This is a genomic window from Actinomadura sp. K4S16 (assembly GCF_008327685.1).
Lineage (GTDB): Bacteria > Actinomycetota > Actinomycetes > Streptosporangiales > Streptosporangiaceae > Spirillospora.
Window position 1 is genome coordinate 124,198 of the sequence record NZ_BDDE01000020.1, and the last position, 21,789, is coordinate 145,986.

Below are 21,789 nucleotides of genomic sequence, written 5' to 3' on the forward strand. Positions count from 1 at the left end.
GAGACGGGCCCTTGAACCGCTGATGGGGAGGCGCTGACCGGCGCGTTGTCCCGCCGTGCTCTAGCGCTCGACCTCGCCGCGGATGAACTTCTCCACCGCGTCGTGCGCCTGGTCGTCGTTGTACTGCTCCGGGGGCGACTTCATGAAGTAGGAGCTGGCCGACAGGATCGGGCCGCCGATGCCGCGGTCCTTGGCGATCTTCGCGGCGCGGACGGCGTCGATGATGACGCCGGCGGAGTTCGGGGAGTCCCAGACCTCGAGCTTGTACTCCAGGTTGAGGGGGGTGTCGCCGAACGAGCGGCCCTCGAGCCGGACGTAGGCCCACTTGCGGTCGTCCAGCCACGGCACGTGGTCGGACGGGCCGATGTGCACGTCCGCCTTCGCCATCTCGTGCGGGATCTGCGAGGTGACCGACTGCGTCTTGGAGATCTTCTTGGACTGGAGCCGCTTGCGCTCCAGCATGTTCATGAAGTCCATGTTGCCGCCGAAGTTGAGCTGGTACGTGCGCAGCAGCTCGACCCCGCGGTCCTCGAACAGGCGGGCCATGACGCGGTGCGTGATGGTGGCGCCGACCTGCGACTTGATGTCGTCGCCGACGATCGGGACGCCCGCGTCGGTGAACTTCTGCGCCCACTCGGGGTCGCTGGCGATGAACACCGGCAGCGCGTTCACGAACGCGACCTTGGCGTCGATCGCGCACTGGGCGTAGAAGCGGTCGGCCTCCTCGGAGCCCACCGGCAGGTACGACACCAGGACGTCGACCTCGGCGTCCTTCAGGGCCTGCACGACGTCGACCGGCTCGGCGTCCGACTCCTCGACCATGTCCAGGTAGTACTCGCCAAGGCCGTCGAAAGTGTGCCCGCGCTGGACGGTCACCCCGGTCGGAGGCACGTCGGCGAACTTGATGGTGTTGTTCTCGCTGGCGTGGATGGCCTCGGACAGGTCCATCCCGACCTTCTTGGCGTCCACGTCGAACGCCGCCACGAACTCGACGTCGCCCACGTGGTAGTCGCCGAACTGGACGTGCATCAGGCCGGGAACTCGCGTGTCGGGGGCCGCGTCCTTGTAGAACTCGACGCCCTGGACGAGCGAAGAGGCGCAGTTGCCCACACCCACGATGGCTACGCGCACCGAACCCATCCGGTTGCTCCTTCTCTTTTGCGGAACATGTGGTGTTTCACCCGCCCCCGAAGGCGCCGGGCCACTGGTCAGCGGCCCTCGTCCCGAGGCATGTCCTGGTCAATTCGCTTAGCTGACTGTGCTTGCTGTGCTTGCTGTTCCTGCTCGGCCCGCTCGCGCCCGATGAGCTCGTTGAGCCACCGGACCTCGCGCTCGACCGACTCCAGCCCGTGGTTCTGCAGCTCCAGGGTGTAGGAGTCGACACGCTCGCGGGTGCGCGCCAGGGCGGCGCGGACGCTCTCCAGGCGCTCCTCCAGCCGGCTGCGCCGGCCTTCGAGGATCCGCAGCCGGACGTCGGCGCGGGTGTGCGAGAAGAAGGCGAAGTGCACGCCGAACCCCTCGTCCTCCCACGAAGCCGGGCCGGCCTCGGTGAGGAGCTGCTGAAGGCGCTCCTTGCCGTCGGCGGTGAGCTTGTAAACGATCTTCGACCGGCGGCTCTGCAGCGCCAGCGGCGTGTTCGGCTCCTCCGGCCGGTCCTCCATGATCAGCCCGTTGGCCAGGAGCTGCTTGAGGCACGGGTAGAGCGAGCCGTACGAGAACGCGCGGAACATGCCCAGCAGGGTGTTGAGCCGCTTGCGCAGTTCGTAACCGTGCATCGGGGACTCGTGCAGCAGGCCGAGCACGGCGAGCTCCAGCACGCCCGCGCCCTTCTTGGCCGCCATCCCGAACCCTCTTCCGCAGAAGCCGATGTCTCGATCCGATGTATCGAGCGAATGTATCGGCTCGATACATCGACAAGATACGTACCCGGGGGGCCCGCTGGCAAGTGGCGATCTACCTGGGCCGCCGCGGGGCGTCCCCGCAGGCCCGTAGCGCGAATGCGGAGATTTCAGGGTGTATGTGGTGGAAATGTGTCAAAGTTGCGTCCTGGAACCACCTGGCCGTGTCGCACGACCCCGATCCCGGGACGGCCCCGGGACGGCAACCGAGTGAGGAGGATCCGCCGACCCCTCGGGGGGCGCTGAGCGGCCGGGATGTCCCTCGCCGAGCACACGCTCCCCCCGCTCACCAGCCCGCACAGTAATCTTCGGACGGCGCACGAGCCGCAACAAGGGCCGGGAGCCACCCGGCCCTCGGCAACAACCGTTGTCCCCTGTTGATGAGGTCGCGTGAGTAATCCAAGCCAGCCCCGACCGGAACCCGGGTCGCAGAGGCCGGGCGGGCACCAGAACCCCCGCCCCGGTGACTCCGGCGACCCCGGCTTCCCGAGCGTCCCCCGCGAGCCCGCCGGAACGAACCCCGCGGGCGCACCCGGCACGCCTCAGAACCCCGCCCCGCCGGGAACGGCGGAAGGACCCGGTTTCATGGGCGGCCCGGGCGCGAGCCCCGGGCCGTTGGGCGGCGCGGCGCCGGCCGCCTCCATGCCCGCGGTCCCGTCGAACCCGGTCCCGCCGTCCGCTGGACGCCATGCCGCCCCGAGCGGTCAGGGCGGCCCAGGTGGGATGCCCGGTCAGGGCACGTTCGGCGGCCCCGGCGGCAACGGCGGTCCAGGCGGGACGCCCGGCCAAGGCGGCCTCGGCCCTGGCGGCAACGGCGGGCTCGCCGGGACGTCTGGTCAAGGCGGGTTCGGCGGCAGCGGCGGCCCCGGCGGGACGCCCGGCCCTGGCGGTTTCAGCGGCCCTGGCGGCAACGCTGGTCCTGGCGGGGTGTCCGGCCAGGGTGGATTCGGCGGACCCAGCGGACCCGGTGGACCCGGTGGGAGCAGCGGATCCGGGGGACTCCCGCCGTCGGGCGGCGGTCCCGGTATGGGCAACGCGCCCGGCGCTTCGCCTCCGGTCGGCCAAGGCATGCCGGCCGGGCCGGGCATGGGCGGCGGTCGCCATGCGATGGGCAGTCCTCCCGGCCTTCCCGCGGCTCCGGGGACCGGTCCCGGAGGTCCCGGGTTCCCGAACCCGTCCGGCATGCCCGGGCGAGGGGTTCCGGGTGCGCCCGGTGCGGGCGGAATGGGGCCGCCCGCCGGATTCGGGACGCCGGGGATGCCCGGCGCGGCCCCGAAGCCGGGCGTGCGCGAGAAGCTCGGCGAGCTCGGCAAGGCCGGGCAGGAACTCGGCGCGAAGGTGACCGCGAGGTTCCGCAGTACCGGCACGCGCGCCGCCAACCGCACGGGCGGACCCGGCGTACCCAACCGCACGGGCGGACCCAACCGCACGGGCGGACCCAACCGCACGGGCGGACCCAACCGCACGGGCGGACCCGGCGGCCCGGGCGGGCCTGGGGGTCCCGGCGGGCCGGGAGGCCCCGGTGGCCCAGGACGGCAGGGACCGCCCGGGAAGAAGGGGTTCCTCGGCCACCTGCGGTCCCGCGAGACGGGCTGGCGGCGGTTCATCCCGTCCTGGAAGGTCGTGGGAGGGGTCTGCGGCCTCGGCCTCGCGGCGTTCGTCACGCTGATCTGGGTCGCCTACGCCAACACCCCGACCCCGAAGGAGCCGACGGTCGCGGGCGTCGAGGACCAGGCGTCGATCTTCTACTACACCGACGGCACGGAGATCGGCCGGATCGGCAAGAAGCGGCAGAGCGTCGAGCTGGCCAAGATCCCGCCGAACGTCCAGAACGCGGTGCTGGCGGCGGAGAACCGCAGCTTCCGCACCGACCCGGGCTTCTCGATCAAGGGCACGACGCGGGCGGTGTGGGACAACCTGACCGGCGGGTCCGGCGGCGGTTCCACGATCACCCAGCAGCTCGCGAAGAACTACTACTCCGACCCGAACAACCGGACGGTCAGCCGGAAGTTCCAGGAGCTGTTCATCTCGCTGAAGCTGGAGGACGAGCACTCCAAGGACGAGATCCTCAAGCTCTACCTGAACACGATCTACTTCGGCCGCGACACCTACGGCATCCAGGCCGCGTCCCGCGAGTACTTCGGGACGGACGTGTGGAAGCTGACGCCCGACCAGGCGGCCCTCCTCGGCGGCATCATCCAGAACCCGAACCGGGACCCGGGGGACAAGGCCAACCAGGCGTGGGTGACCGGCAGGTACCAGTACACGCTCAACGGCATGGTCTCGATGGGCAAGCTCAGCCGGGCCGAGGCCGACAAGTACATCAAGCAGGGCGTGCCCAAGATGCGGAAGGCGGGCACCAGCGACCAGCTCTACGGCGGCCAGCGCGGCTACATGCTGATGCGCGCCAAGCTGGAGCTGGGCCGGATGAAAATCGACACCAAGGAGCTGACGACCCAGGGCCTGCGGGTCTACACGACGTTCGACCGCAAGAAGATGGCGATGGCCAAGCGCGCGGCCGAGCACACCGTCCCGCAGGTGAACCCGAAGAAGCTCGCGAAGAAGAAGATCCGCGTGGGCCTGGTGTCGGTGAACTCCGCGAACGGCGAGGTCGTCGCGTTCTACGGCGGTCCCGACTACCTGGACCAGTCCTTCGACAACGTGTGGCAGGGCTCGGCGCAGGCCGGGTCGGCGATGAAGCCGTACGTGCTCGCGACGGCGCTGAAGCAGAACTACAGCCTGAAGAGCCTCGTCGAGGGGCGGTCGAAGACGCCGATCGGCCCGGACGGCAGCGTGGTGTCCAAGGACGACCCGAAAGCCTCGATCGTCCCGAACAGCCATGACGTGGGCCCGGCGATCAACCTGATCACCGCGACGAAGGACTCGGTCAACACCGCGTTCATCCAGCTGATGGGCAAGGTCGGGATCGAGGAGGCGATCAAGACCGAGACCGACGCCGGAATCGCGTCCGACCTCCTGGAGCCGCACAAGTGCTGCCTGAACCTCGCGCTGGGCGTCAACAACATCCGGCCGATCGAGCAGGCGGCGGGATACGCGGTGTTCGCCAACGGCGGGATGTACCACCAGCCGCACGTGATCCGCGTGGTCAAGAAGTCGGACGGCAAGACGGTGCGGCTGCGGCCCACGTACGAGAAGCGGCGGGTCTTCAGCCCGAAGGTCGCCGCGGACGCGACGTACGCGATGCAGCAGGTCATCAAGAGCGGGACCGCGACGGCGGCGGCGCTGCCGGACGGGCGCCAGGCCGCGGGCAAGACCGGTACGACGGACCGCAACGTCTCGTCGTGGTTCGTCGGGTACGTCCCGCAGATGTCGACCGCGGTGACGATCTACAACGACGCGGTGGGCCCGGACGGCAAGAAGAAGTCGGTCATCCTGCCGGGGGTCGGCGAGGTGCAGGGCGGCACGATCCCCGCCCGCATCTGGCGGTCCTACATGTCGAACGCGGTGCAGGGCATGGACCCGCAGGCGTTCCCGCCGCCCGCGTGGGGCGGGATCGTGCAGAAGTGGGCGAAGCCGCCGGAGAAGAAGAAGGAAGACGACGGCAAGCCGCCGTGGTGCAACACCCCGGTCGGCAAGTTCGACCCGCGCTGCCAGGACGGCGGCGACGGTGGCCAGGGCAACCTGCCGCCGTGCCAGTCCCCGTTCCAGAACGCCAACTGCGACCCGAACAAGCCGCCGAGCAACCCGCCGCCGCGGTGGTGGTGCCAGATCCACCAGGGCGACCCCGCCTGCCGCAACAAGAGGGGCGGCCGGGGCGCCCAGCCGCAGACCGAGACCCTGAACCCTCTGCAGTTGCTGACGAGGCCGCCCGAATGAACCGGCCGGCCCTTCCGAACCGAACCGTCCACTGGAGATAGGGGTGTGACATGAAGCATCCTTGCGAATTGCCGCACGCCGGCGTCCTTGTCCGCGTGCGTCGATCCGTCCCGACGAAGGTGAGCCCTTCCTTGGCGGCCCCTTCCGCGCCGGGGGCACAGTACGCTCGGACGACGCACAGCCGTCCCCCAGTTGATGAGGCCGCGTGAGTAACCCAAGCCGATACGGACCGGAATTCGGAGAGGGCTCTGGCCGGAGGGGCTCCCCCCGCCCCGGCTCTTCCGGCATGCCCTCGGGCGCGCAGCGCGGCGGGCCGGGCGGCTCGCCGACGCCGGGCCGGGCACCGCGCCCCGGAGGCAGGCCGGGCGGACGGGCGGGCGGTCCCCCGCGCTCGGGCGCCCCTGGAGGCACCCGTCGCCGAGGCGCGCCCGCGGCCATGCCGTCGGGCGGCGGCGGCCGCCCGACGCGGCGCGGCCCCGGCGGTCCAGGTGGTCCCGGCGGCCCTGGCGGTCCCGGTGGCCCGGGCGGGCCGGGTGGTCCCGGCGGGCCCGGCGGCCCGGGCGGACGCGGTGGTTCCGGAGGCGGCGGGGACGACGGCTTCTGGGGCGACGAGGGCCGGGGCGCCGGCCGCGGCGGGGGGCGCCGCGAGCGCAAGCGCACCGACGAGGCGAGCCAGAAGACCGGTTGGAAGCGCTACATCCCCAACTGGAAGATCGTCGTCGCGGTCGTCAGCGTGATGATCCTCGGCCTGGCGATCCTCGTCGTCGTCGCCTACGCCAACACCCCGATGCCGAGCGAAGCGCAGGACGCCGCGAAGGCCCAGGAGTCGGTGATCACCTACGCCGACGGGTCGCCGCTGGCCCGCATCGGCACCCACCGCGAGAACCTCCCGCTGGCCAAGGTGCCGAAGCACGTCCAGAACGCCGTCCTCGCCGCGGAGGACCGCAACTTCTGGCACGAGCCGGGGATCTCGCCGATGGGCATCGTGGGCGCGATGTACCGGGCCGGGACGGGCGGCGACGTCGCCGGCGCCTCGACGATCACGCAGCAGCTGGCCCGCAACTACTGGGCGAACCTCAGCACGGACCGCACGGCCAGCCGCAAGTTCAAGGAGATCCTCATTTCCATCCGCATGGGCAAGGAGATGCCCAAGTCGCGGGTCCTTGAGCTGTACCTGAACACCGTCCCGTTCGGGCGGCACGCCTACGGCGTCCAGGCCGCGTCCCGCGCCTTCTTCCACAAGCCCGTCACGGAGATCAACGAGTCGGAAGCGGCGATGCTCGCGGCGTTGATCCAGCGGCCGGGCTACTTCGCCACCTACGGGCCGGACTCCAACCCGGCCAAGCGGGCGCTGATCAGCCGCTGGAACTACGTCCTCGACGGCATGGTCGAGAAGGGCTGGCTCGACTCGGCCAAGCGCGCCCAGGCGAAGTTCCCCCAGACGCAGAAGAACTGGAGCGACGTCCCGGACGACCCGAACTCCGGCTACCTCCGCGACCGCGTCCTCAACGAGCTGAAGACGCTCGGCATCACCGAGCAGGACCTGGACACCGGCGGTCTGAAGATCACTACCACGTTCCGCAAGGACCTGCAGGACTACACCAACAAGGCCGTCTCGCAGATCCGCAAGCAGAACGGGCTGAAGAGCGACATCCAGTTCGGGCTCGCGGCGGTCGATCCGAAGACCGGCGGGGTGGTGGCCGCCTACGGCGGTCCGAGCTACGCCAAGCAGCAGTTCGACAACTCCTTCCAGGGCAAGGTGCAGCCGGGTTCGTCGTTCAAGCCGATCGTGCTCGCCACGGCGCTCGACCAGGGCATCAGCCTGCGGACGACGATGGACGGCAGCTACAAGCGGACGATCGCCGGCGCGTCGTTCACCAACGACAGCCGCTCGGAGAACGGCGTCTACAACCTCAAGCAGATGACGGCGATGTCGATCAACACGGCGTATGTCGACCTCGGGCAGAAGGTCCAGTTGTCCAACGTCGTGGACATGGCCGAGAAGATGGGCATCCCGAAGGGGACCCCGGACCTCAAGCCCGACATCACGTCGCTGCCGCTGGGCGTCATCGACGCGACCCCGGTCACGATGGCGTCGGTGTACTCGACGTTCGCGGCGGGCGGCAAGCACCGGGAGGCGCACGTGATCGCCAAGATCACTGACAACCGCGGCCGCCCCATCATGAACAACGAGCACAAGCTGCTGAAGAAGCTGCCCTGGGAGAAGCCCACGACGGCCTTCGACGAGGGCGTCGCGGCCGACGCCACGTCCGCGATGCGGGCGGTCGTCACCAGCGGTACCGGTACCCGCGCCAGCCTCGGCGCCCGTCCGGTGGCCGGCAAGACCGGTACCACCGACGAGAACAAGTCGGCCTGGTTCGTCGGCTACACGCCGGAGCTCGCGACGTCGGCGGCGATGTGGCGGCAGGACAAGAACGGCAACCGCAAGTCGCTGATCGGCGTCGGCAGCTACAGCCAGGTCTACGGTGGTACGGTCCCGGCCGAGCTGTTCAAGATCTTCATGCTGAAGGCCTTGGAGGGCAAGGACATCTCGCAGTTCCCGCCGCCGGTGAACGGCGGCCAGGTCGCCCCGTGGGCCAAGGCGAAGCCGACGCCCACCACGTCCGCGACCCCGACGCCGTCCAACACGCCGACGTGCCAGCCGGGGCAGCAGAACCCGCAGCCCGGCTGCCAGCCGCAGACGACCAAGCCGACGAACACGCCGACCATCACCCCGCCGGGTTCGGGAGACGTGCCGTGCGACCAGTACAACATGCCGCTCGGCTGCAACCCGAACCTTCCTCCGGAAGGCGACAAGGGCTGGTGGTGCGCGAAACCGCAGCACAAGAACGACCCGGCCTGCCGCCAGACCGACCCCAACGCCGGCAACTAGCGGTACGTCCGTGACGCGACGGCCCGGAGCCCCGGCGGCTCCGGGCCGTTCCGTTTCCGGCCGCGCGCGTCTCCTGGACGAATAGGCTTGCTGTCCATGTCGTCGTCTACGGAGAGGCTCGGGATGCCCGCCGACAGTGACGGGACGGACGCTCCCGGACGGCTGAGGCGCCTCGCGCCGGTGCTGACAGGGCTCACCGCCCTGGTGTGCGCACTCGGCTGGCTGCAGAAGCAGCCGTGCGCGTCGGTGCGGTTCGACTTCCTCAAGACGACGGCGAACGCCTGCTACACCGACGTCTACCCGCTCTACTACGTGCGCGGGCTCAACGACGGGAAGATCCCGTACTTCGACGCGTTCGCCGGCTCCGACATCCGCCACGTCGAGTACCCGGTGCTGAGCGGCGGCTTCATGCAGCTCGTCGCGTGGCTGGTCGAGCCGTTCGGAGCGGACGGGCGCGGGCTCGCGTTCTACAACGTCACCGTCCTGCTCCTCGCCGTCCTCGCGGTCGTCGCCGTCCTCGCCACCGCGTACGCGGCCGGACGCCGCTCCCTGCGCACCGGCCTGATGGTGGCGCTGTCCCCCGCGCTGCTGCTCACCGCCTACATCAACTGGGACCTGCTGGCGGTGGCGCTGTCGGCGCTGGCGCTGGCCGCCTGGTCGGCGCGCCGGCCCGCCCTGGCAGGGGCGCTCCTCGGTCTGGCGATCGCGGCGAAGTTCTATCCGCTGCTGTTCCTCGGGCCGCTCGTCCTGCTGTGCGTCCGGGCCGGGCAGTGGCGCGCCATGGGCCGGATGCTCGCCGGCACGGCCGCCGGGTGGCTGGCCGTGAACCTGCCCGTGATGCTCTTCGCGTGGGACGGGTGGAAGGAGTTCTACACCTTCAGCCAGAAGCGCGGCATCGACTGGGGCTCGATCTTCTTCGTCCTGCAGGACCACGGGCTCGAGAAGCCCGCCTCCGACACCGACCTGCTCAACCTGATCGGCACGGGAACGTTCCTCTTCCTCGCCGCCGGAATCGCCGTGCTGGCCTTGGCCGCCCCGCGCCGCCCGCGGCTGCCGCAGCTGATGTTCCTCGTGCTGGTCGCGTTCATGCTGCCGAACAAGGTCTGGTCGCCGCAGTACGTCCTGTGGCTGCTGCCGCTCGCGGTGCTGGCCCGCCCGAAGCTGCCGGCGTTCGTCGCCTGGCAGCTCGGCGAGATCGCCTACTTCTTCGGCATCTGGTGGTACCTGCTGTCGGTGTCCGCCCAGACCCAGGGCGCCGACCTGTCCGGGACGCTGTCGGCGGTCCTGAGCCTCGACGCTCCGGACGGCGGGATCGGCAAGGACGTCTACTCGCTGGCGCTGCTCGCCCGCTTCGTGACCGTCCTCGCACTGGCAGTGCTGGTGGTGCGGGACGTCCTGGTCCCGTCCGCCGACGTCGTCCGGTCGGACGGGGACGACGACCCGGCGGGCGGCGTCCTCGACGGCGCGCCCGATGTGGTGGCCCTGGGACGCCGGCGCGGCGACCACCACGTCAGCGTCCCCCAGCCCTCCTGAGGATCAGCCTTTCCGAACCTCGGCCCTCCCGGGGTCAGCCGCCTTCCCCGACCCGCGGCCGCAGCGCGTCGATGAACCATTCGAACAGCGGCGTCAGCGTCGGCGGGACGGGCCAGCCGTTGATGACGGCGAGCAGCTGCCAGTACCGCTCGGCGCGGCGGTCGGTGCCGATATCCAGCCGGTGCAGCAGGTCGCGCCGGAACGCGGCGCCGTCGGCGGCGTCCCACGTCTCGGCGAAGGCGCGGACCAGCTCGTCCACCACGGGACGGGCGTCGTCCGAGCGCGGGTCGACGCCGTCCGCGACGGCCTGCTCGACCTTCTGGCGGGTCAGGTCGGCGAGGGCGGCGGCGCCGTCCGGGAGGCCGCCGTCCGCGACCTCGGCCGCCTGGAACTCGGCCATCCGCCGCACCGAGGCCCGGAAGCCGGAGTCGCCGACCAGTTCGGCCAGCTCGACCCAGGCGTCGACCTGCTCGGGCTCGGGGTCGTCGGGCAGCTCCGGCAGCGCGGCGCGCATCTTCTCCGCGAAGCCGGGGTGGACGTCGAGCCCCGCGAAGGACTCGTCGATGAAGTCGGTGATGATCCGGCGCCGCTCCTCGTCGGAAAGCCGGGCGAGCCTGTGCATGAGTTCTATCTCCTCCGGGGTCGATCCGCGTTTCGCCACCGCCCGCAGCACGGCCCGGCGCAGCCTGAGCGTGCGGATCTGCACGTCCAGCGCGTCCGCGTGCGCCGCCGCGACCTGCCCGACGCCGACCTCCCGGTCCAGCAGCCGCTGGACGGTGGCGAGGTCGACGCCGAGGTCGCGCAGCGTGCGCACCAGGTCGAGGCGCGCGGCGGCGTCCGCGTCGTAGAGCCGGTAGCCGGCCTCGGTACGGCGGGTGGGCGGGACGACACCGGCGTCGGAGTAGAACCGGATCGTCCGCACCGAGAGCCCGGTGCGGCGTGCCAGTTCGCCGATCGTGTACATGGTGTCGCCGTCCATGCCCCTCACCCTGAGGCCTCCAGCCGGTGGAGACTCAACCCCGGACTTCGCACGCTCTCACAATTCCGTGCGCCGCCAAGGGCGCGGGTAGGGAAAGGCCCGTCCGGGCGGGTTCGCCGGGACGGGCCTTCGGGGTCCTTCTGGGGTCGGGCTCAGTCCTCGTGAGCGGGATCGGCGACGGTGGGGGTGGTGCCTTCGCGGCGGGCGCGGCGGACGTCCTCGACGAACTCGCGGGAGAACATCGCGGACAGGGTGGCGACGCCGCCGCGGTGGACGCGGATCTCCCCGTGCCGGATCTCCCCGGTGACGCGGATCGCGCGGCCGCCGCCGTTCTCGCCCGTCCAGTCCTTGACGCGGCCGCGGCCGGTGTAGCGCAGGTCCCAGTGGTCGATCCGGGCGTCCTGCGGGACCAGCAGCTTCACCATCGAGTGGTCGAGGTCGACCGCGATCTCGATGTCGCCGTCCGGGATCCGCGGCGAGCGCAGGTCCAGCACGACCATGCCGCGGCGGGCGCGGACCTCGAAGCGGCGGCCGGTCGTCCAGTGGCCGAGCTTCTTGACGGTCTCGTAGTGGGCCTGGACGCGGGTCGCGGTGCCGGCGGTGGTGGGCGCGGTGTTCATCTCTGTGTTCCTCTCGGAATCGGGCAACTACCTCGCTCTAAGAGCTGCTCGCTTACTGAGCATCTCTCTATTCGAGAGAATAGGGAACGGCGAAAGGCGTGTCAAGGGACGCTCGGAGCGGTAGGGAACGCCTTGGCCGCGGCCTCGGCGGCATGCGCGGACGCGCGATGGACGCCCTGGACGTTGAACGCCGCCGCCGCACTCCTCCGTTGAAGGAGGTGTGACCATGGCCGTAAATCTGCCGATATCGGAGGTTCTGCGGCTTATGTGGGGGAACGGAAGGCGGCGGGTGGGGCTGGCCGCCCGCTCCCCGCGGACCTGCGGGGACGCCGGAACTCCCGGGAGATGACGTGAACGCGGACCAAGCGCTGACCGAGCTGCTGGCCGGACGGCTGGAACCGGGCGTCTACCAGTGGCGGATGCCGCCGGTGCCGGGCGCGGTCGGTGACACGAACTGGATGGAGCGGGCCGAGGAGGCCGGCTGGCGGGGCTTCTACCTCGATGGGCGCCGCGCGCGGACGGAGGAGGCGTTCCTGCGGCTGTGCGCCGGCGTCTTCGATCCGCCGGAGGGAGCGGGCGCCGGCTGGGACGATCTCGGCAGGTACCTCAGGGACCTGTCGTGGGCGCCGGCGAAACACGGCTACATGGTGCTGTACGAGTCGTGGGCCGACCTGGCCGAGACGGACCCGGCGTCGCTGCGCGCCGTCCTGGACGTTTTCGCCGCGGCGGTGAAGACGTGGCGGGACACCCCCACCCCCATGACGGTGCTGATGTCGAGCGTCGGCGTGGAGGTGGCGGGCGTGCCCCGGCTCGTCTGAACGGTCAGTACGTGCTGCCGGACGTGGCGCCGCTGCCCACGATCATCGCCCACAGGCCGATGTAGAAGATCCAGAAGATCAGCCACCCGGCGGACACGATGTAGCCGAGGACGAGACCGGCGACGGCCATGCCGTGGCCGCCCTCGCGCGTCCGCTTGATCTGGTTCAGCGAGACGTGCCCGAAGATGATCGCCAGGATCGACGTCAGCCCGCAGGCGAAGAAGCCGATGAGCCCGCACACCAGCGACGCGGTCGCCATCCCGTTGGTCGGCGCGGTGACCGGGGTCGACGACCCGTAGTAGTGGTGCTGGACCGCGGGCTGCTGGGAGTAGGACTGGGCGTAGGGGTCCTGCGCTCCGTAGCCGTAGGGGTCGTAAGGGGGCTGTGCCATGTGCTTCCCGATCGGTTCGCGCGCCCGCCGCCGGAGAGAGCACGCGTGCGCTGAGGGCTGGTTCCGGATTATGCCAGTGTGACGTGATCTTCGGACTTTGTCGTCAGGCTGGGCCTACGCGCGTTTAGATGCCGCGCCCGCCACCGCGGTTCCCGGACTCCGGCGACGATCCCGACTCTGCTTCGTCAGAGCTTGGAACGCAACCAGGAAATGTCGTCGGCCTGGCCCTCAGAGGGCGTCTCCACCACGACCGGGGCGCCCGCCGCCCGGACCACGCCGAGGATCAGCTCGGGGTCGATGCTGCCACTGCCCAGGTTGGCGTGCCGGTCGGCCCCCGACCCGAACGAATCGCGGCTGTCGTTGCAGTGCACCAGGTCGATGCGGCCGGTTATGGCCTTGATCCGGTCGACGGCGTCGACCAGTTCCTCCCCCGCCGCGTGCGCGTGGCAGGTGTCGAGGCAGAAACCGAGCTTGGACTCCAGCCCCGGGACGCCCGACAGCACCTCCCACAGCCGCGCGATCCGGTCGAACTTGCGCGCCATCGCGTTCCCGCCGCCCGCGGTGTTCTCGATGTAGACCGGAATCGGACACTCGACCCGCTCGAACACCTTGCGCCAGTTCTCGAAGCCGGTCTCCGGGTCGTCGTCCTTCAGCACGTGCCCGCCGTGCACGATCAGCGCCTTGGCGCCGATCGACGCGGCCGCCTCCAGCTGCTGGGTGAGGTTCTTGCGGCTCGGGATCCGGATCCGGTTGTTGGACGTCGCCACGTTGATCGTGTACGGGGCGTGCACGTACACGTCCACGCCGGAGCCCTCCAGCGCCTCCACGCCCTCGGGCAGGACCGGCTTCTTCCACCCCTGCGGGTCGCCGAGGAAGAACTGGACGACGTCGGCGCCGACCGCGCGGGCGTTGTCGAGCGGGTTGGTCTGGTCGACGTGGGCTCCGATGCGCATGCTCACGAGACTAGCCGCGCCCTCGGACAGGGCGGGCGGGATCCCGGGCCGGCGGTCAGAGCGAGAAGCCCCCGTGGCTCAGCGCGAAGCCGGCGCCGACGAACGCGGCGACCATGCCGATCACGTTCAGCCACCGCTCGTTCGTCGTCGCGGAGATCATCTGGGAGTACAGGGCGACCGGCAGGCCGATCACGCCGAGGAGCGCCCCGGCGAAGTGGGTCGCGGGGATCCAGCCGAGGATCAGCGCCGCGATGCCGAGCGTGAGCGCGGCCACCGCCAGCACGTCCTGCCGCCGGTGCGGGCCGGCCTCGCTCTGTGCGCGGGAGGCGCGCTCGCGCTGCGCGCCGCTGCCGGTCGCCTGCTGGGACATCGGGATCCTCCTCCAGCTCAGCTCCCGCGCCTCGGGCCAGACGGTGCGCGCGGGACCGGACGGACCATGCGGGTAAAGGAATGCCCAGCCGAGACGAAGATCAATCGGGGCCGGGCACGGAATGTCGGCGGCACCCGGTACGGTCGAACACGGATTCGAGAACACCGGCTCGGGTCCGCCCCCGAGGGGAAGCGGGGAGGAGCAGGAGGTGCAGACCGTGAGGGAAGCGGAGTTGGGGCTCATCGGTGACGCGGAGCTCGTCGAGGAGCTGTCGATGCTGACGACCCAGGCCGCCCGCATGCGAGCCCGCATGGCGGACATCATGGCCGAACTGGAACGCCGCCGCTGTACCGCCCGGGCCGCCCAACCCAAGGCGAGGCACTGAGCTGTGTTTTCCACAGTCCCGGCCCACTTCGCTCGCCTGGCGGCTGTGTTTGCCACAGTCCCGGCCCACGTAGCTCGCCTGGCGGCTCGCTACGTGACCGGGCCTGGGCGAACGCGGCATCGCTTCGCGATCTGCCCGGTTCCGCTCGCCTCCGGCTTCGCTCCACCGGGCAGGTCACGCGTTCGCGCGCGTGGCCGAGGCCACTTCGAGACAGGCACTGGAAGCCCATGGCGCACACCGGCGGCGTGCGTTCTGCTCCGGGAACCGGCACGAGCTGCCTGTGGGTCGATCCCCACACCCCGGGAAGGGCGGGGTACGAGCCGATTCCCTGCGCTCCGCTGCAGGAACCGGCTTGCGCACGTCTCAGTGTTGGTAGCCTGTATCGGTCTCGCGGCAGGTCCGCCCGGCGATCCGGGCCGGTGCCGCCGCGGCGGACGCAAGAGCCCTCCTGTCACGGAGAGACCGTGACCGCATCAGTCCAGAGGAGGTAGGGACACAGCATGCGTCGTTACGAACTCATGACCATTCTCGACCCCGCCATCGACGAGCGCACCGCGGGTGCGGCGCTCGACCCGTTCCTGAAGGTCGTCAAGGACGGCGGCGGCAGCGTGGAGAAGGTCGACGTCTGGGGCCGCCGGCGCCTGGCGTACGACATCCAGAAGAAGTCCGAAGGCATCTACGCGGTGGTCGACCTGTCGGCTGAGCCTGCCACGGTCAAGGAGCTCGACCGGCAGCTCAACCTGAGCGAGTCCATCCTCCGCACCAAGGTCATCCGCCCCGAGGTCCACTGAGCCCGGCTCAGCCCTCACACCAGCCGGAGCGAGCCCCATGGCAGGCGACACCGTAATCACGATCGTCGGGAACCTCGTCGAGGACCCGAATCTGCGCTTCACCCCGAGCGGCCAGGCGGTCGCGTCGTTCCGCCTCGCCTCGACCCCGCGGTTCTTCGACCGCCAGTCGGGCGACTGGAAGGACGGGGAGGCGCTGTTCCTGACCTGCAACGTCTGGCGGCAGGCCGCCGAGAACGTGGCCGAGACCCTGCAGCGCGGCATGCGGGTGATCGTGCAGGGACGCCTCAAGCAGCGCTCCTACGAGACCCGCGAGGGTGAGAAGCGCACCGTCTTCGAGGTCGAGGTCGACGAGGTCGGCCCGTCGCTGCGCAACGCCACCGCCAAGGTCAACAAGACCCAGCGGCAGGGCGGTGGCGGTCAAGGCGGCGGCGGCTTCGGCGGCGGCGGCGGCCAGGGCGGCGGCGGCTTCGGCGGCGGCGGCCAGGGCGGCGGCGGTTTCGGGGGCGGCCAGCAGGGCGGCGGCTTCGGCGGCGGCCAGCAGGGCGGCGCTCCGGCCGACGACCCCTGGGCCACCGGCGGTGGCGGTGGCGGCGGCGGATTCTCCGACGACCCGCCCTTCTAAGGCCTCCGGCACGACCACGCAACAACGAGTACACGTCCATTCCCGCGTGAGCGGGGCTCTCCCAAAGGAGCACCACGATGGCGAAGCCACCTCCCCGCAAGCCGAAGAAGAAGGTTTGCGTTTTCTGCCAGGAGAAGATCTCCTACGTCGACTACAAGGACACGGGCCTGCTGCGGAAGTTCATCTCCGACCGCGGCAAGATCCGTGCCCGGCGGGTGACCGGCAACTGCACCCAGCACCAGCGGGACGTCGCCACGGCGATCAAGAACGCCCGTGAGATGGCGCTGCTGCCGTACACCAGCACCGCGCGCTGAGGCAGGGGGTAAAGAATCATGAAGCTCATCCTGACCCAGCAGGTCTCCGGGCTCGGCGAGCCCGGTGACGTCATCGACGTCCGCGACGGCTACGGCCGCAACTACCTCGTCCCCCGCGGGTTCGCGATCAAGTGGACCCGGGGTGCCGAGAAGGAGGTCGAGTCGATCAAGAAGGCGCGCTCGGCCCGCGAGATCGCGACCGTCGAGCACGCCCGTGAGGTCGCCGACCGCCTCGGCGGCCTGCGCGTCACGCTGCGCACCCGCACCGGCAGCAACGGCCGCCTGTTCGGCGCCGTCACCGCCGCCGACATCGCCGAGGCGGTCCGCGCCGCCGACGGCCCCGACCTGGACCGCCGCCGCATCGAGATCGGCAACCCGATCAAGACCGTCGGCACCCACCGGGTCAGCGTGCGCCTGCACAGCGACGTCAACGCCACGATCGACGTCAACGTCCTCGAGGCCTGACACGCACCACCCGACGACCCCCGAGCCCGCCAGGGCCGGGGGTCGTCGTCGTACCCCCGGAAGCTCCCACCCTCGTGCGCGCCCCCGCCGCCGACGGGCCCCGAGCCGCCCCTCCCGCGGCCGAGTCGCGCCCTCCGGGGGCCGCGGGCTGGTGCTGGTCGCGGGGCTGACCGCCACGGCGTGCGCCGCCGTGATCGCGTTGGGCGACGTGCCGCTCGGCACCGCCGGGCCGGTGCTCTCGTCGATCATCCTGCTGCTGTGGCGCACGTGGCGGGACCGCCGATGCGGCGGTGGGTGATCCGCGCGGGACGTTGGTGCCGTGGCGGGTCCCTGGATGCGGAGTCTGTCCACGTTTCGCGTGGCCGCTGATGTTTGGGTTTCCCGTGAAACGTCCGTGAACCGGCGTGCGTTTGAGTGATCGCCTTTGCGGCGATTACGTTCCGTGACCACGATGTCGCGGGACGAAGGGGGCGGTGGTGAGCACGCATTCGGGGGAGGGCGCGGACGAGCCGCATCGCAGGGCCGGGGCCCTGACGCGCCGGGCGCTGATCGGCGGCGTCATGGGGGCCGGCCTGGTGGAGATGCTGCCCCTCGGGACGTCCCGCCAGAATGAAGCCATGGCGGAGGAGCTTGCAGCCGGGCCGTACGGCGGGGTCGACCAGCGCGTTCTTTTCACGGCCGACGCTCCGCACGTGTACACGCGGGCGCAGTGGCATGCGAGGCCGCCCAGGCGCCCGGCCAAGGTCGTCGACAGGGCACCGGACCACATCGTCGTGCACCACACGGCGACGACGAACTCGCGGGGCCGCTCGCTCGCCCATGCGTTCGCCCTGTCGCGGACCATCCAGAACATCCACATGAACCGGAACCGCTGGGACGACGCGGGCCAGCAGCTCACGATCAGCCGGGGCGGCATCGTGATGGAGGGCCGGAACCGGAGCCTGCGGGCCATCCGGTCGGGCGACCTCGCCATCGGCGCCCAGGTCCTGCACCACAACCAGCACACGATCGGCATCGAGAACGAGGGCACCTACATGTCCGGCCGGGTGCCGGGCGCCCTGTGGAAGTCGCTGGTCGAGGTCTGCGTCTGGCTGTGCCGGAAGTACGATCTCGACCCGGCCAAGGCCATCGTCGGGCACCGCGACTACAACAGGACCCTGTGCCCCGGCGATGCCCTCTACGCGCGACTGCCCGCGTTGCGGCGCTCGGTGGCCTACCGCCTGGAGGGCTCGTCGAGCCATCACTCGACGAGCCCCGACACGACGGGCGAGGACTCCACGGGCCCGAACGACTCCGACGGCGGATTGATCCTGCCGCCCCTGCTGCCGTCCCTCGACGACCTGGACTGAGCGTCTGGGTTTCAAAGTCCCGGCCCACTTCGCTCGCCTGGCGGCTCTGCGTGACCGGGCCTGGGCGAACGCGGCACCGCTTCGTGACCTGCCCGGTTTCACTCGCCTTCGGCTTCACTGCACCGGGCAGGTCACGCGTTCGCGCGTGGCCGAGAACACTTCGAGACAGGCGCTAGGTCTCGGGGGTCGTATAACGGGTGCGTCGGCGGGCGATCTCGGGGTCGATGCCCTCGACGAGCGACCAGATGCCCGCCACCCGTTCGACCAGGGTCTCCGGGGGCAGACCGGTGAGGCCCTCCGCCGCCAGGTCGTCGATCGCCTGAGTCAGCCGGGCCATCCGCTCGCCGTGTGTGGAACACATGTTCGAATAGTAGCGGGAGTGGCCGGCGAGGCGGGGGCGATCCGGGAAACGCGCTAACCGATCGTGTACGCACCGATCACGGTCTGGTCGACCAGGCCTGGGACGGTCATGCGGAGGGAGACCTGCCCGGCCGAAGGGTTGCGGATCGTCGCCGTCCAGTTCGCACCGGACTTGCGGACGGCGACCTTCCGCCACGCGCGACCCTCGTCGACCGAGAACTGGAGCGAGGGAGCCGCGGTCGAGCCGGGGACGTTCAGCGTGATCGGCTGCCGGGCTCCCGGCCGCGCGTGGTTCTGGTCGTCCAGCGGGGTGCGGAGGCGGATCCCCGGCAGCGACACCGGCTTGTCGTCACGGACCGTGAAGCGCAGGACGGTGTGCTCGGTCGAGCTGTGGTCCGACCAGGGAGCCTGCCGGGTCGCGTCCAAGGTGAGCGAGTAGTCGCCGGGAGGCGGTGCCGGCCAGTCGTAGGCGGCGCCGGGCTCGTCGCTCTGGTAGACGGCGCGGTCCTGGGCGTCCCGCAGCACCGAGCGGCCGGTCGTCCCGGCGTAGGGCCCGAGCGCGCTCCGGCTGTCCCAGGTCGAGAGCATCGGGACCGCGATCGAGGGCTCTTGGCCTGCGGTCGACCAGATGGCCGTGCCTTGGCCGGACGTGAACGGCCCGATGTTCCACTCCTGGGTGTACTCCCCGGCACGCGGCGGCATCAGCGACCGGGAGCGCTCGTCGATGCTGTCGTACGAGCAGTCCGGCGTGGTGACGCCCGAGTCGAGCGACCAGGTGAAGCCCGGGGTGAAGTACTCGGTGCGGGTCGTGGGCAGCGAGCCGACGCCGACCCAGGCGCCGATGCCGACGTCGCCCCAGTCGACGCCGACGTGCCCGCCGCCGCATGCGGGACGTCCTTCGGCGCCGTACCTGGTGCGGACCGCCGCGAGGTCGCCCGTACGGATCGGCTGGGCGAACGGCTCGTCCAGGCGTCCTTCGGTGAGGCTCGCGAGACTGTAGACGTAGGGGCTGGATTCGGTGGAACCCTGCTTGGTCATGATGGCCTGCGCGCGCAGGGCGAGTCCGGGTGCGGAGCCGGTGGGCGTCACGTAGAGGTCCAGGCCGTCATTGAAGGTCATGAGGGACTGCTCGCCGCCGATCCGCTGCGTCACCGTGATGCCCGCGGAGGCCAGCCCGGCGTCCGCGCGGTCGATCCGGGGCAGGATGGGGCGGCCTTCGCGGGCGTCCAGGACGAGGTCGCCGGGCTGGACGTCCGGCAGGTAGACGAGGGTGTTGGACGTGCCGGTCGGAACCCAGGCCATCACCGCGTAACGGCCGGCGGGCACCTCGCTCTCCAGGCGTCCGTTCACCACCGTGCCGCCCAGCCAGTCGCCGCCGTCCAGCGGGGCCAGCGTGACGAACACTTCCTCGGGGGCCTTCCCGACGCGGTCCAGGACCGTGATGGAGACCTGCTCCCCCTTGGCCAACCGCGCCGAAGCGAGCGGACGGACGGGACGGGGCCGCTCGCCGTGGATCTGCGTGGCGCGATAACCGTCATGCGGGGTGGCGCGGGCATCCCGCGGCCGCGCAGGGCCGGGATCGGCGTGGGCCGGGGCCATGGCGGCGGCCGCCGTGCCGGCCAGCGTGAGCGCGAGACCGATTCCCACGGCCGTCTTCTTCAGGGACAAGGGGATACCTCCTGCTCGGGCGTCTACCTCCGCATGTCCGCAGGACGGCGAGCATTTCGGCATCGGATGATCTTTCCGGTGTCAGCGGACGGCGCCGGTGACCATCCAGCGGTCGCCGCGGGCCCGCAGGCCCAGCGTGACCATCCGGGTGAGCATCCACAGCCCGATCGCGAACCAGAGGCCGACCAGGCCCGTGTCCGTCCGGAAGACGGCGATGGCGGCGGGCAGGAAGACCGCGGTCGCGACCAGCGTCGTCACGGCGAGGTAGGCGCCGTCGCCGGCCCCGATCAGGATGCCGTCCAGGACGAACACCACACCGGCGACCGGTTGCAGCACCGCCACGACGAGCAGTGAGGCGAGCAGGAGGTCCCGGACGTCGCCGTCGGCGGTGAACAGGGCGGGCAGCCACGGCCGGACCACCAGGATGGCCAGGCCGAACACGACGCCGCAGCCGACGCCCCACCACACCATCCGGCGCGTGACGGCCCGCGTGGCGGTGATGTCGGACGCGCCCAGATACCGCCCGGTGATGGCCTGGCCGGCGATCGCGATGGCGTCGAGCGCGAACGCCAGCAGCGTCCACACCTGGAACCCGACCTGATAGGCGGCGATCTCCGGGTCCCCCATGCGCGCCGCGATCGACGTCCCGACGATGAGGACGACGCGCAGCGCCGCCGTCCGGACGAGCAGCCCGAGACCCGCCGTGGCGGAGGTGCGCAACCCGTCCAGGTCAGGACGGACCTGGGCGCCGTGCCGGCGGGCCGCGCGCAGCACCACGGCCACGTACACGGCGGCGCTGCCGGTCTGCGCGACGACGGTGCCCCACGCGGATCCGGCGATGCCCCACCCGAGCACGATCACGAACACCATGTTGAGCAGCAGGTTCAGCGAGAAGCCGCCGATCGACACGAGCAGCGGGGTGCGTGTGTCCTGGAGGCCGCGCAGCACGCCCGTCCCGGCCAGGACGACCAGCATCGACGGGATCCCGAACAGGCTGACCCGCAGGTACGTCGCGGCGTAGGGCGCCACGCCCGGGGACGCGCCGAAGGCGTCCACGATCCAGGGGATCAGCGGCCAGCCCACCGCGATCAGCGCGGCGCCGATGGCGATCGCGAGCCACATGCCGTCGATGCCCTGCCTGATCGCCGCCCGCAGGTCGCCCGCCCCGACCTGGCGCGCCACGCCCGCGGTCGTCCCGTAGGCGAGGAAGACGCAGAGGTAGACGAGCGTGTTCAGGGCCTGCCCGGCGACACCGAGCCCGCCCAGTTGGGCGGTGCCGAGATGCCCGACGATGGCCGAGTCCGAGAGCAGGAAGAGGGGTTCCGCGACGAGCGCGCCGAAGGCCGGCACGGCGAGGCGCAGGATCTCGCGGTCGTGCGCGGACGCGAGCCGCCGGGGAGTCGTCACCGCGCCGAGGGTACCAGCGTGTAACTCACAAATAAAATAAGAGCCTTACATCGCCCCACTCGGCCGACTTTCTTTCCCGCACACCCGGTGGACGACGTTACCGCAGTTCAGCGGGGTTGATCGGGCCTCGTCCACG

The 21,789-nt window shown here is 70.9% G+C and carries 21 protein-coding genes; 11 read left to right on the plus strand and 10 right to left on the minus strand.

The genetic code is table 11. The annotated features are described in order from the left end of the window. Nucleotides 1–60: 60 nt before the first annotated feature. Both K4S16_RS31970 and K4S16_RS31975 read right to left on the minus strand, forming a co-directional pair. Nucleotides 61–1,140: an inositol-3-phosphate synthase gene (locus K4S16_RS31970; protein ID WP_149262794.1), complete on the minus strand. Its 1,080-nt coding sequence runs from the start codon at nucleotides 1,138–1,140 to the stop codon at nucleotides 61–63. A gap of 68 nt (nucleotides 1,141–1,208) precedes the next feature. Continuing rightward, entirely contained in the window at nucleotides 1,209–1,841 is a 633-nt protein-coding gene (locus K4S16_RS31975; protein ID WP_149262795.1) for a PadR family transcriptional regulator, read from the minus strand. Between the two features lie 1,314 nt (nucleotides 1,842–3,155). Between K4S16_RS31975 and K4S16_RS31980 the strand changes: the two genes are divergently transcribed. The 3 genes from K4S16_RS31980 to K4S16_RS31990 all read left to right on the plus strand — a co-directional run bounded on the left by K4S16_RS31980 (nucleotide 3,156) and on the right by K4S16_RS31990 (nucleotide 10,161). Beyond that, complete coding sequence (locus K4S16_RS31980) at nucleotides 3,156–5,735, plus strand: transglycosylase domain-containing protein (RefSeq protein WP_160161100.1); 2,580 nt, start codon at nucleotides 3,156–3,158, stop codon at nucleotides 5,733–5,735. Between the two features lie 436 nt (nucleotides 5,736–6,171). Continuing rightward, on the plus strand, nucleotides 6,172–8,628 hold the full coding sequence (locus tag K4S16_RS31985; RefSeq protein WP_305790877.1) for a transglycosylase domain-containing protein: 2,457 nt from the start codon (nucleotides 6,172–6,174) through the stop codon (nucleotides 8,626–8,628). 123 nt (nucleotides 8,629–8,751) lie between these two features. Beyond that, nucleotides 8,752–10,161 (plus strand): glycosyltransferase family 87 protein, encoded by a 1,410-nt coding sequence (locus K4S16_RS31990; protein ID WP_149262797.1) that lies wholly within the window; start codon nucleotides 8,752–8,754, stop codon nucleotides 10,159–10,161. 34 nt (nucleotides 10,162–10,195) lie between these two features. Here the strand turns inward: K4S16_RS31990 and K4S16_RS31995 are convergent, their stop codons facing one another. After that, complete coding sequence (locus K4S16_RS31995) at nucleotides 10,196–11,140, minus strand: MerR family transcriptional regulator (RefSeq protein WP_149262798.1); 945 nt, start codon at nucleotides 11,138–11,140, stop codon at nucleotides 10,196–10,198. A 152-nt stretch (nucleotides 11,141–11,292) separates the two neighbouring features. Continuing rightward, nucleotides 11,293–11,760: a hypothetical protein gene (locus K4S16_RS32000; protein ID WP_149262799.1), complete on the minus strand. Its 468-nt coding sequence runs from the start codon at nucleotides 11,758–11,760 to the stop codon at nucleotides 11,293–11,295. Nucleotides 11,761–12,110: 350 nt separating this feature from the next. Between K4S16_RS32000 and K4S16_RS32005 the strand changes: the two genes are divergently transcribed. Further along, on the plus strand, nucleotides 12,111–12,578 hold the full coding sequence (locus tag K4S16_RS32005; RefSeq protein WP_149262800.1) for a barstar family protein: 468 nt from the start codon (nucleotides 12,111–12,113) through the stop codon (nucleotides 12,576–12,578). Between the two features lie 4 nt (nucleotides 12,579–12,582). Here the strand turns inward: K4S16_RS32005 and K4S16_RS32010 are convergent, their stop codons facing one another. The 3 genes from K4S16_RS32010 to K4S16_RS32020 all read right to left on the minus strand — a co-directional run bounded on the left by K4S16_RS32010 (nucleotide 12,583) and on the right by K4S16_RS32020 (nucleotide 14,292). Next, nucleotides 12,583–12,969 carry a DUF4190 domain-containing protein gene (locus K4S16_RS32010; RefSeq protein WP_149262801.1) on the minus strand — a complete coding sequence of 129 codons (387 nt, stop codon included), beginning with the start codon at nucleotides 12,967–12,969 and terminating at the stop codon, nucleotides 12,583–12,585. A gap of 185 nt (nucleotides 12,970–13,154) precedes the next feature. Next, nucleotides 13,155–13,922: a deoxyribonuclease IV gene (locus K4S16_RS32015; protein ID WP_149262802.1), complete on the minus strand. Its 768-nt coding sequence runs from the start codon at nucleotides 13,920–13,922 to the stop codon at nucleotides 13,155–13,157. A gap of 55 nt (nucleotides 13,923–13,977) precedes the next feature. Continuing rightward, nucleotides 13,978–14,292 (minus strand): hypothetical protein, encoded by a 315-nt coding sequence (locus K4S16_RS32020; protein ID WP_149262803.1) that lies wholly within the window; start codon nucleotides 14,290–14,292, stop codon nucleotides 13,978–13,980. A 208-nt stretch (nucleotides 14,293–14,500) separates the two neighbouring features. On the opposite strand from K4S16_RS32020, the gene K4S16_RS44595 reads away from it, so the two are divergent. From K4S16_RS44595 to K4S16_RS32045, 7 genes are all read left to right on the plus strand, one after another. Then, entirely contained in the window at nucleotides 14,501–14,677 is a 177-nt protein-coding gene (locus K4S16_RS44595) for a hypothetical protein (RefSeq protein WP_160161101.1), read from the plus strand. Between the two features lie 500 nt (nucleotides 14,678–15,177). Beyond that, the gene (gene rpsF, locus K4S16_RS32025; RefSeq protein WP_131877633.1) at nucleotides 15,178–15,468 is read left to right on the plus strand and encodes a 30S ribosomal protein S6; all 291 of its coding nucleotides are present in this window, start codon (nucleotides 15,178–15,180) and stop codon (nucleotides 15,466–15,468) included. 37 nt (nucleotides 15,469–15,505) lie between these two features. Beyond that, nucleotides 15,506–16,090, plus strand: coding sequence for a single-stranded DNA-binding protein (locus tag K4S16_RS32030; RefSeq protein ID WP_149262804.1), 585 nt, complete (start codon nucleotides 15,506–15,508; stop codon nucleotides 16,088–16,090). Nucleotides 16,091–16,167: 77 nt separating this feature from the next. Next, nucleotides 16,168–16,404, plus strand: a complete 237-nt coding sequence (gene rpsR, locus K4S16_RS32035) for a 30S ribosomal protein S18 (RefSeq protein WP_019631633.1) — start codon at nucleotides 16,168–16,170, stop codon at nucleotides 16,402–16,404. An 18-nt stretch (nucleotides 16,405–16,422) separates the two neighbouring features. Then, entirely contained in the window at nucleotides 16,423–16,869 is a 447-nt protein-coding gene (gene rplI / locus K4S16_RS32040) for a 50S ribosomal protein L9 (RefSeq protein ID WP_149262805.1), read from the plus strand. A gap of 151 nt (nucleotides 16,870–17,020) precedes the next feature. Beyond that, the gene (locus tag K4S16_RS44600) at nucleotides 17,021–17,167 is read left to right on the plus strand and encodes a hypothetical protein (protein ID WP_160161102.1); all 147 of its coding nucleotides are present in this window, start codon (nucleotides 17,021–17,023) and stop codon (nucleotides 17,165–17,167) included. A gap of 178 nt (nucleotides 17,168–17,345) precedes the next feature. Then, nucleotides 17,346–18,218, plus strand: coding sequence for a peptidoglycan recognition family protein (locus tag K4S16_RS32045; protein ID WP_235037201.1), 873 nt, complete (start codon nucleotides 17,346–17,348; stop codon nucleotides 18,216–18,218). Between the two features lie 172 nt (nucleotides 18,219–18,390). Here the strand turns inward: K4S16_RS32045 and K4S16_RS32050 are convergent, their stop codons facing one another. The 3 genes from K4S16_RS32050 to K4S16_RS32060 all read right to left on the minus strand — a co-directional run bounded on the left by K4S16_RS32050 (nucleotide 18,391) and on the right by K4S16_RS32060 (nucleotide 21,653). Beyond that, nucleotides 18,391–18,579, minus strand: coding sequence for a hypothetical protein (locus K4S16_RS32050; RefSeq protein ID WP_117397984.1), 189 nt, complete (start codon nucleotides 18,577–18,579; stop codon nucleotides 18,391–18,393). A 53-nt stretch (nucleotides 18,580–18,632) separates the two neighbouring features. Next, nucleotides 18,633–20,225, minus strand: a complete 1,593-nt coding sequence (locus K4S16_RS32055; RefSeq protein WP_149262806.1) for a hypothetical protein — start codon at nucleotides 20,223–20,225, stop codon at nucleotides 18,633–18,635. A 102-nt stretch (nucleotides 20,226–20,327) separates the two neighbouring features. After that, a complete protein-coding gene (locus tag K4S16_RS32060; RefSeq protein ID WP_149262807.1) occupies nucleotides 20,328–21,653 on the minus strand; it encodes an MATE family efflux transporter in 1,326 nt (441 codons plus the stop codon). Nucleotides 21,654–21,789: the final 136 nt, after the last annotated feature.

Excerpts from the sequence above, each read along its gene's own strand:
- K4S16_RS31970 (WP_149262794.1), bottom strand. The coding sequence starts at position 1,140 with ATGGGTTCGGTGCGCGTAGCCATCGTGGGTGTGGGCAACTGCGCCTCT.
- K4S16_RS31975 (WP_149262795.1), bottom strand. The coding sequence starts at position 1,841 with ATGGCGGCCAAGAAGGGCGCGGGCGTGCTGGAGCTCGCCGTGCTCGGC.
- K4S16_RS31980 (WP_160161100.1), top strand. The coding sequence starts at position 3,156 with ATGCCCGGCGCGGCCCCGAAGCCGGGCGTGCGCGAGAAGCTCGGCGAG.
- K4S16_RS31985 (WP_305790877.1), top strand. The coding sequence starts at position 6,172 with ATGCCGTCGGGCGGCGGCGGCCGCCCGACGCGGCGCGGCCCCGGCGGT.
- K4S16_RS31990 (WP_149262797.1), top strand. The coding sequence starts at position 8,752 with ATGCCCGCCGACAGTGACGGGACGGACGCTCCCGGACGGCTGAGGCGC.
- K4S16_RS31995 (WP_149262798.1), bottom strand. The coding sequence starts at position 11,140 with ATGGACGGCGACACCATGTACACGATCGGCGAACTGGCACGCCGCACC.
- K4S16_RS32000 (WP_149262799.1), bottom strand. The coding sequence starts at position 11,760 with ATGAACACCGCGCCCACCACCGCCGGCACCGCGACCCGCGTCCAGGCC.
- K4S16_RS32010 (WP_149262801.1), bottom strand. The coding sequence starts at position 12,969 with ATGGCACAGCCCCCTTACGACCCCTACGGCTACGGAGCGCAGGACCCC.
- K4S16_RS32015 (WP_149262802.1), bottom strand. The coding sequence starts at position 13,922 with ATGCGCATCGGAGCCCACGTCGACCAGACCAACCCGCTCGACAACGCC.
- K4S16_RS32020 (WP_149262803.1), bottom strand. The coding sequence starts at position 14,292 with ATGTCCCAGCAGGCGACCGGCAGCGGCGCGCAGCGCGAGCGCGCCTCC.
- rpsF (WP_131877633.1), top strand. The coding sequence starts at position 15,178 with ATGCGTCGTTACGAACTCATGACCATTCTCGACCCCGCCATCGACGAG.
- K4S16_RS32030 (WP_149262804.1), top strand. The coding sequence starts at position 15,506 with ATGGCAGGCGACACCGTAATCACGATCGTCGGGAACCTCGTCGAGGAC.
- rpsR (WP_019631633.1), top strand. The coding sequence starts at position 16,168 with ATGGCGAAGCCACCTCCCCGCAAGCCGAAGAAGAAGGTTTGCGTTTTC.
- rplI (WP_149262805.1), top strand. The coding sequence starts at position 16,423 with ATGAAGCTCATCCTGACCCAGCAGGTCTCCGGGCTCGGCGAGCCCGGT.
- K4S16_RS32050 (WP_117397984.1), bottom strand. The coding sequence starts at position 18,579 with ATGTGTTCCACACACGGCGAGCGGATGGCCCGGCTGACTCAGGCGATC.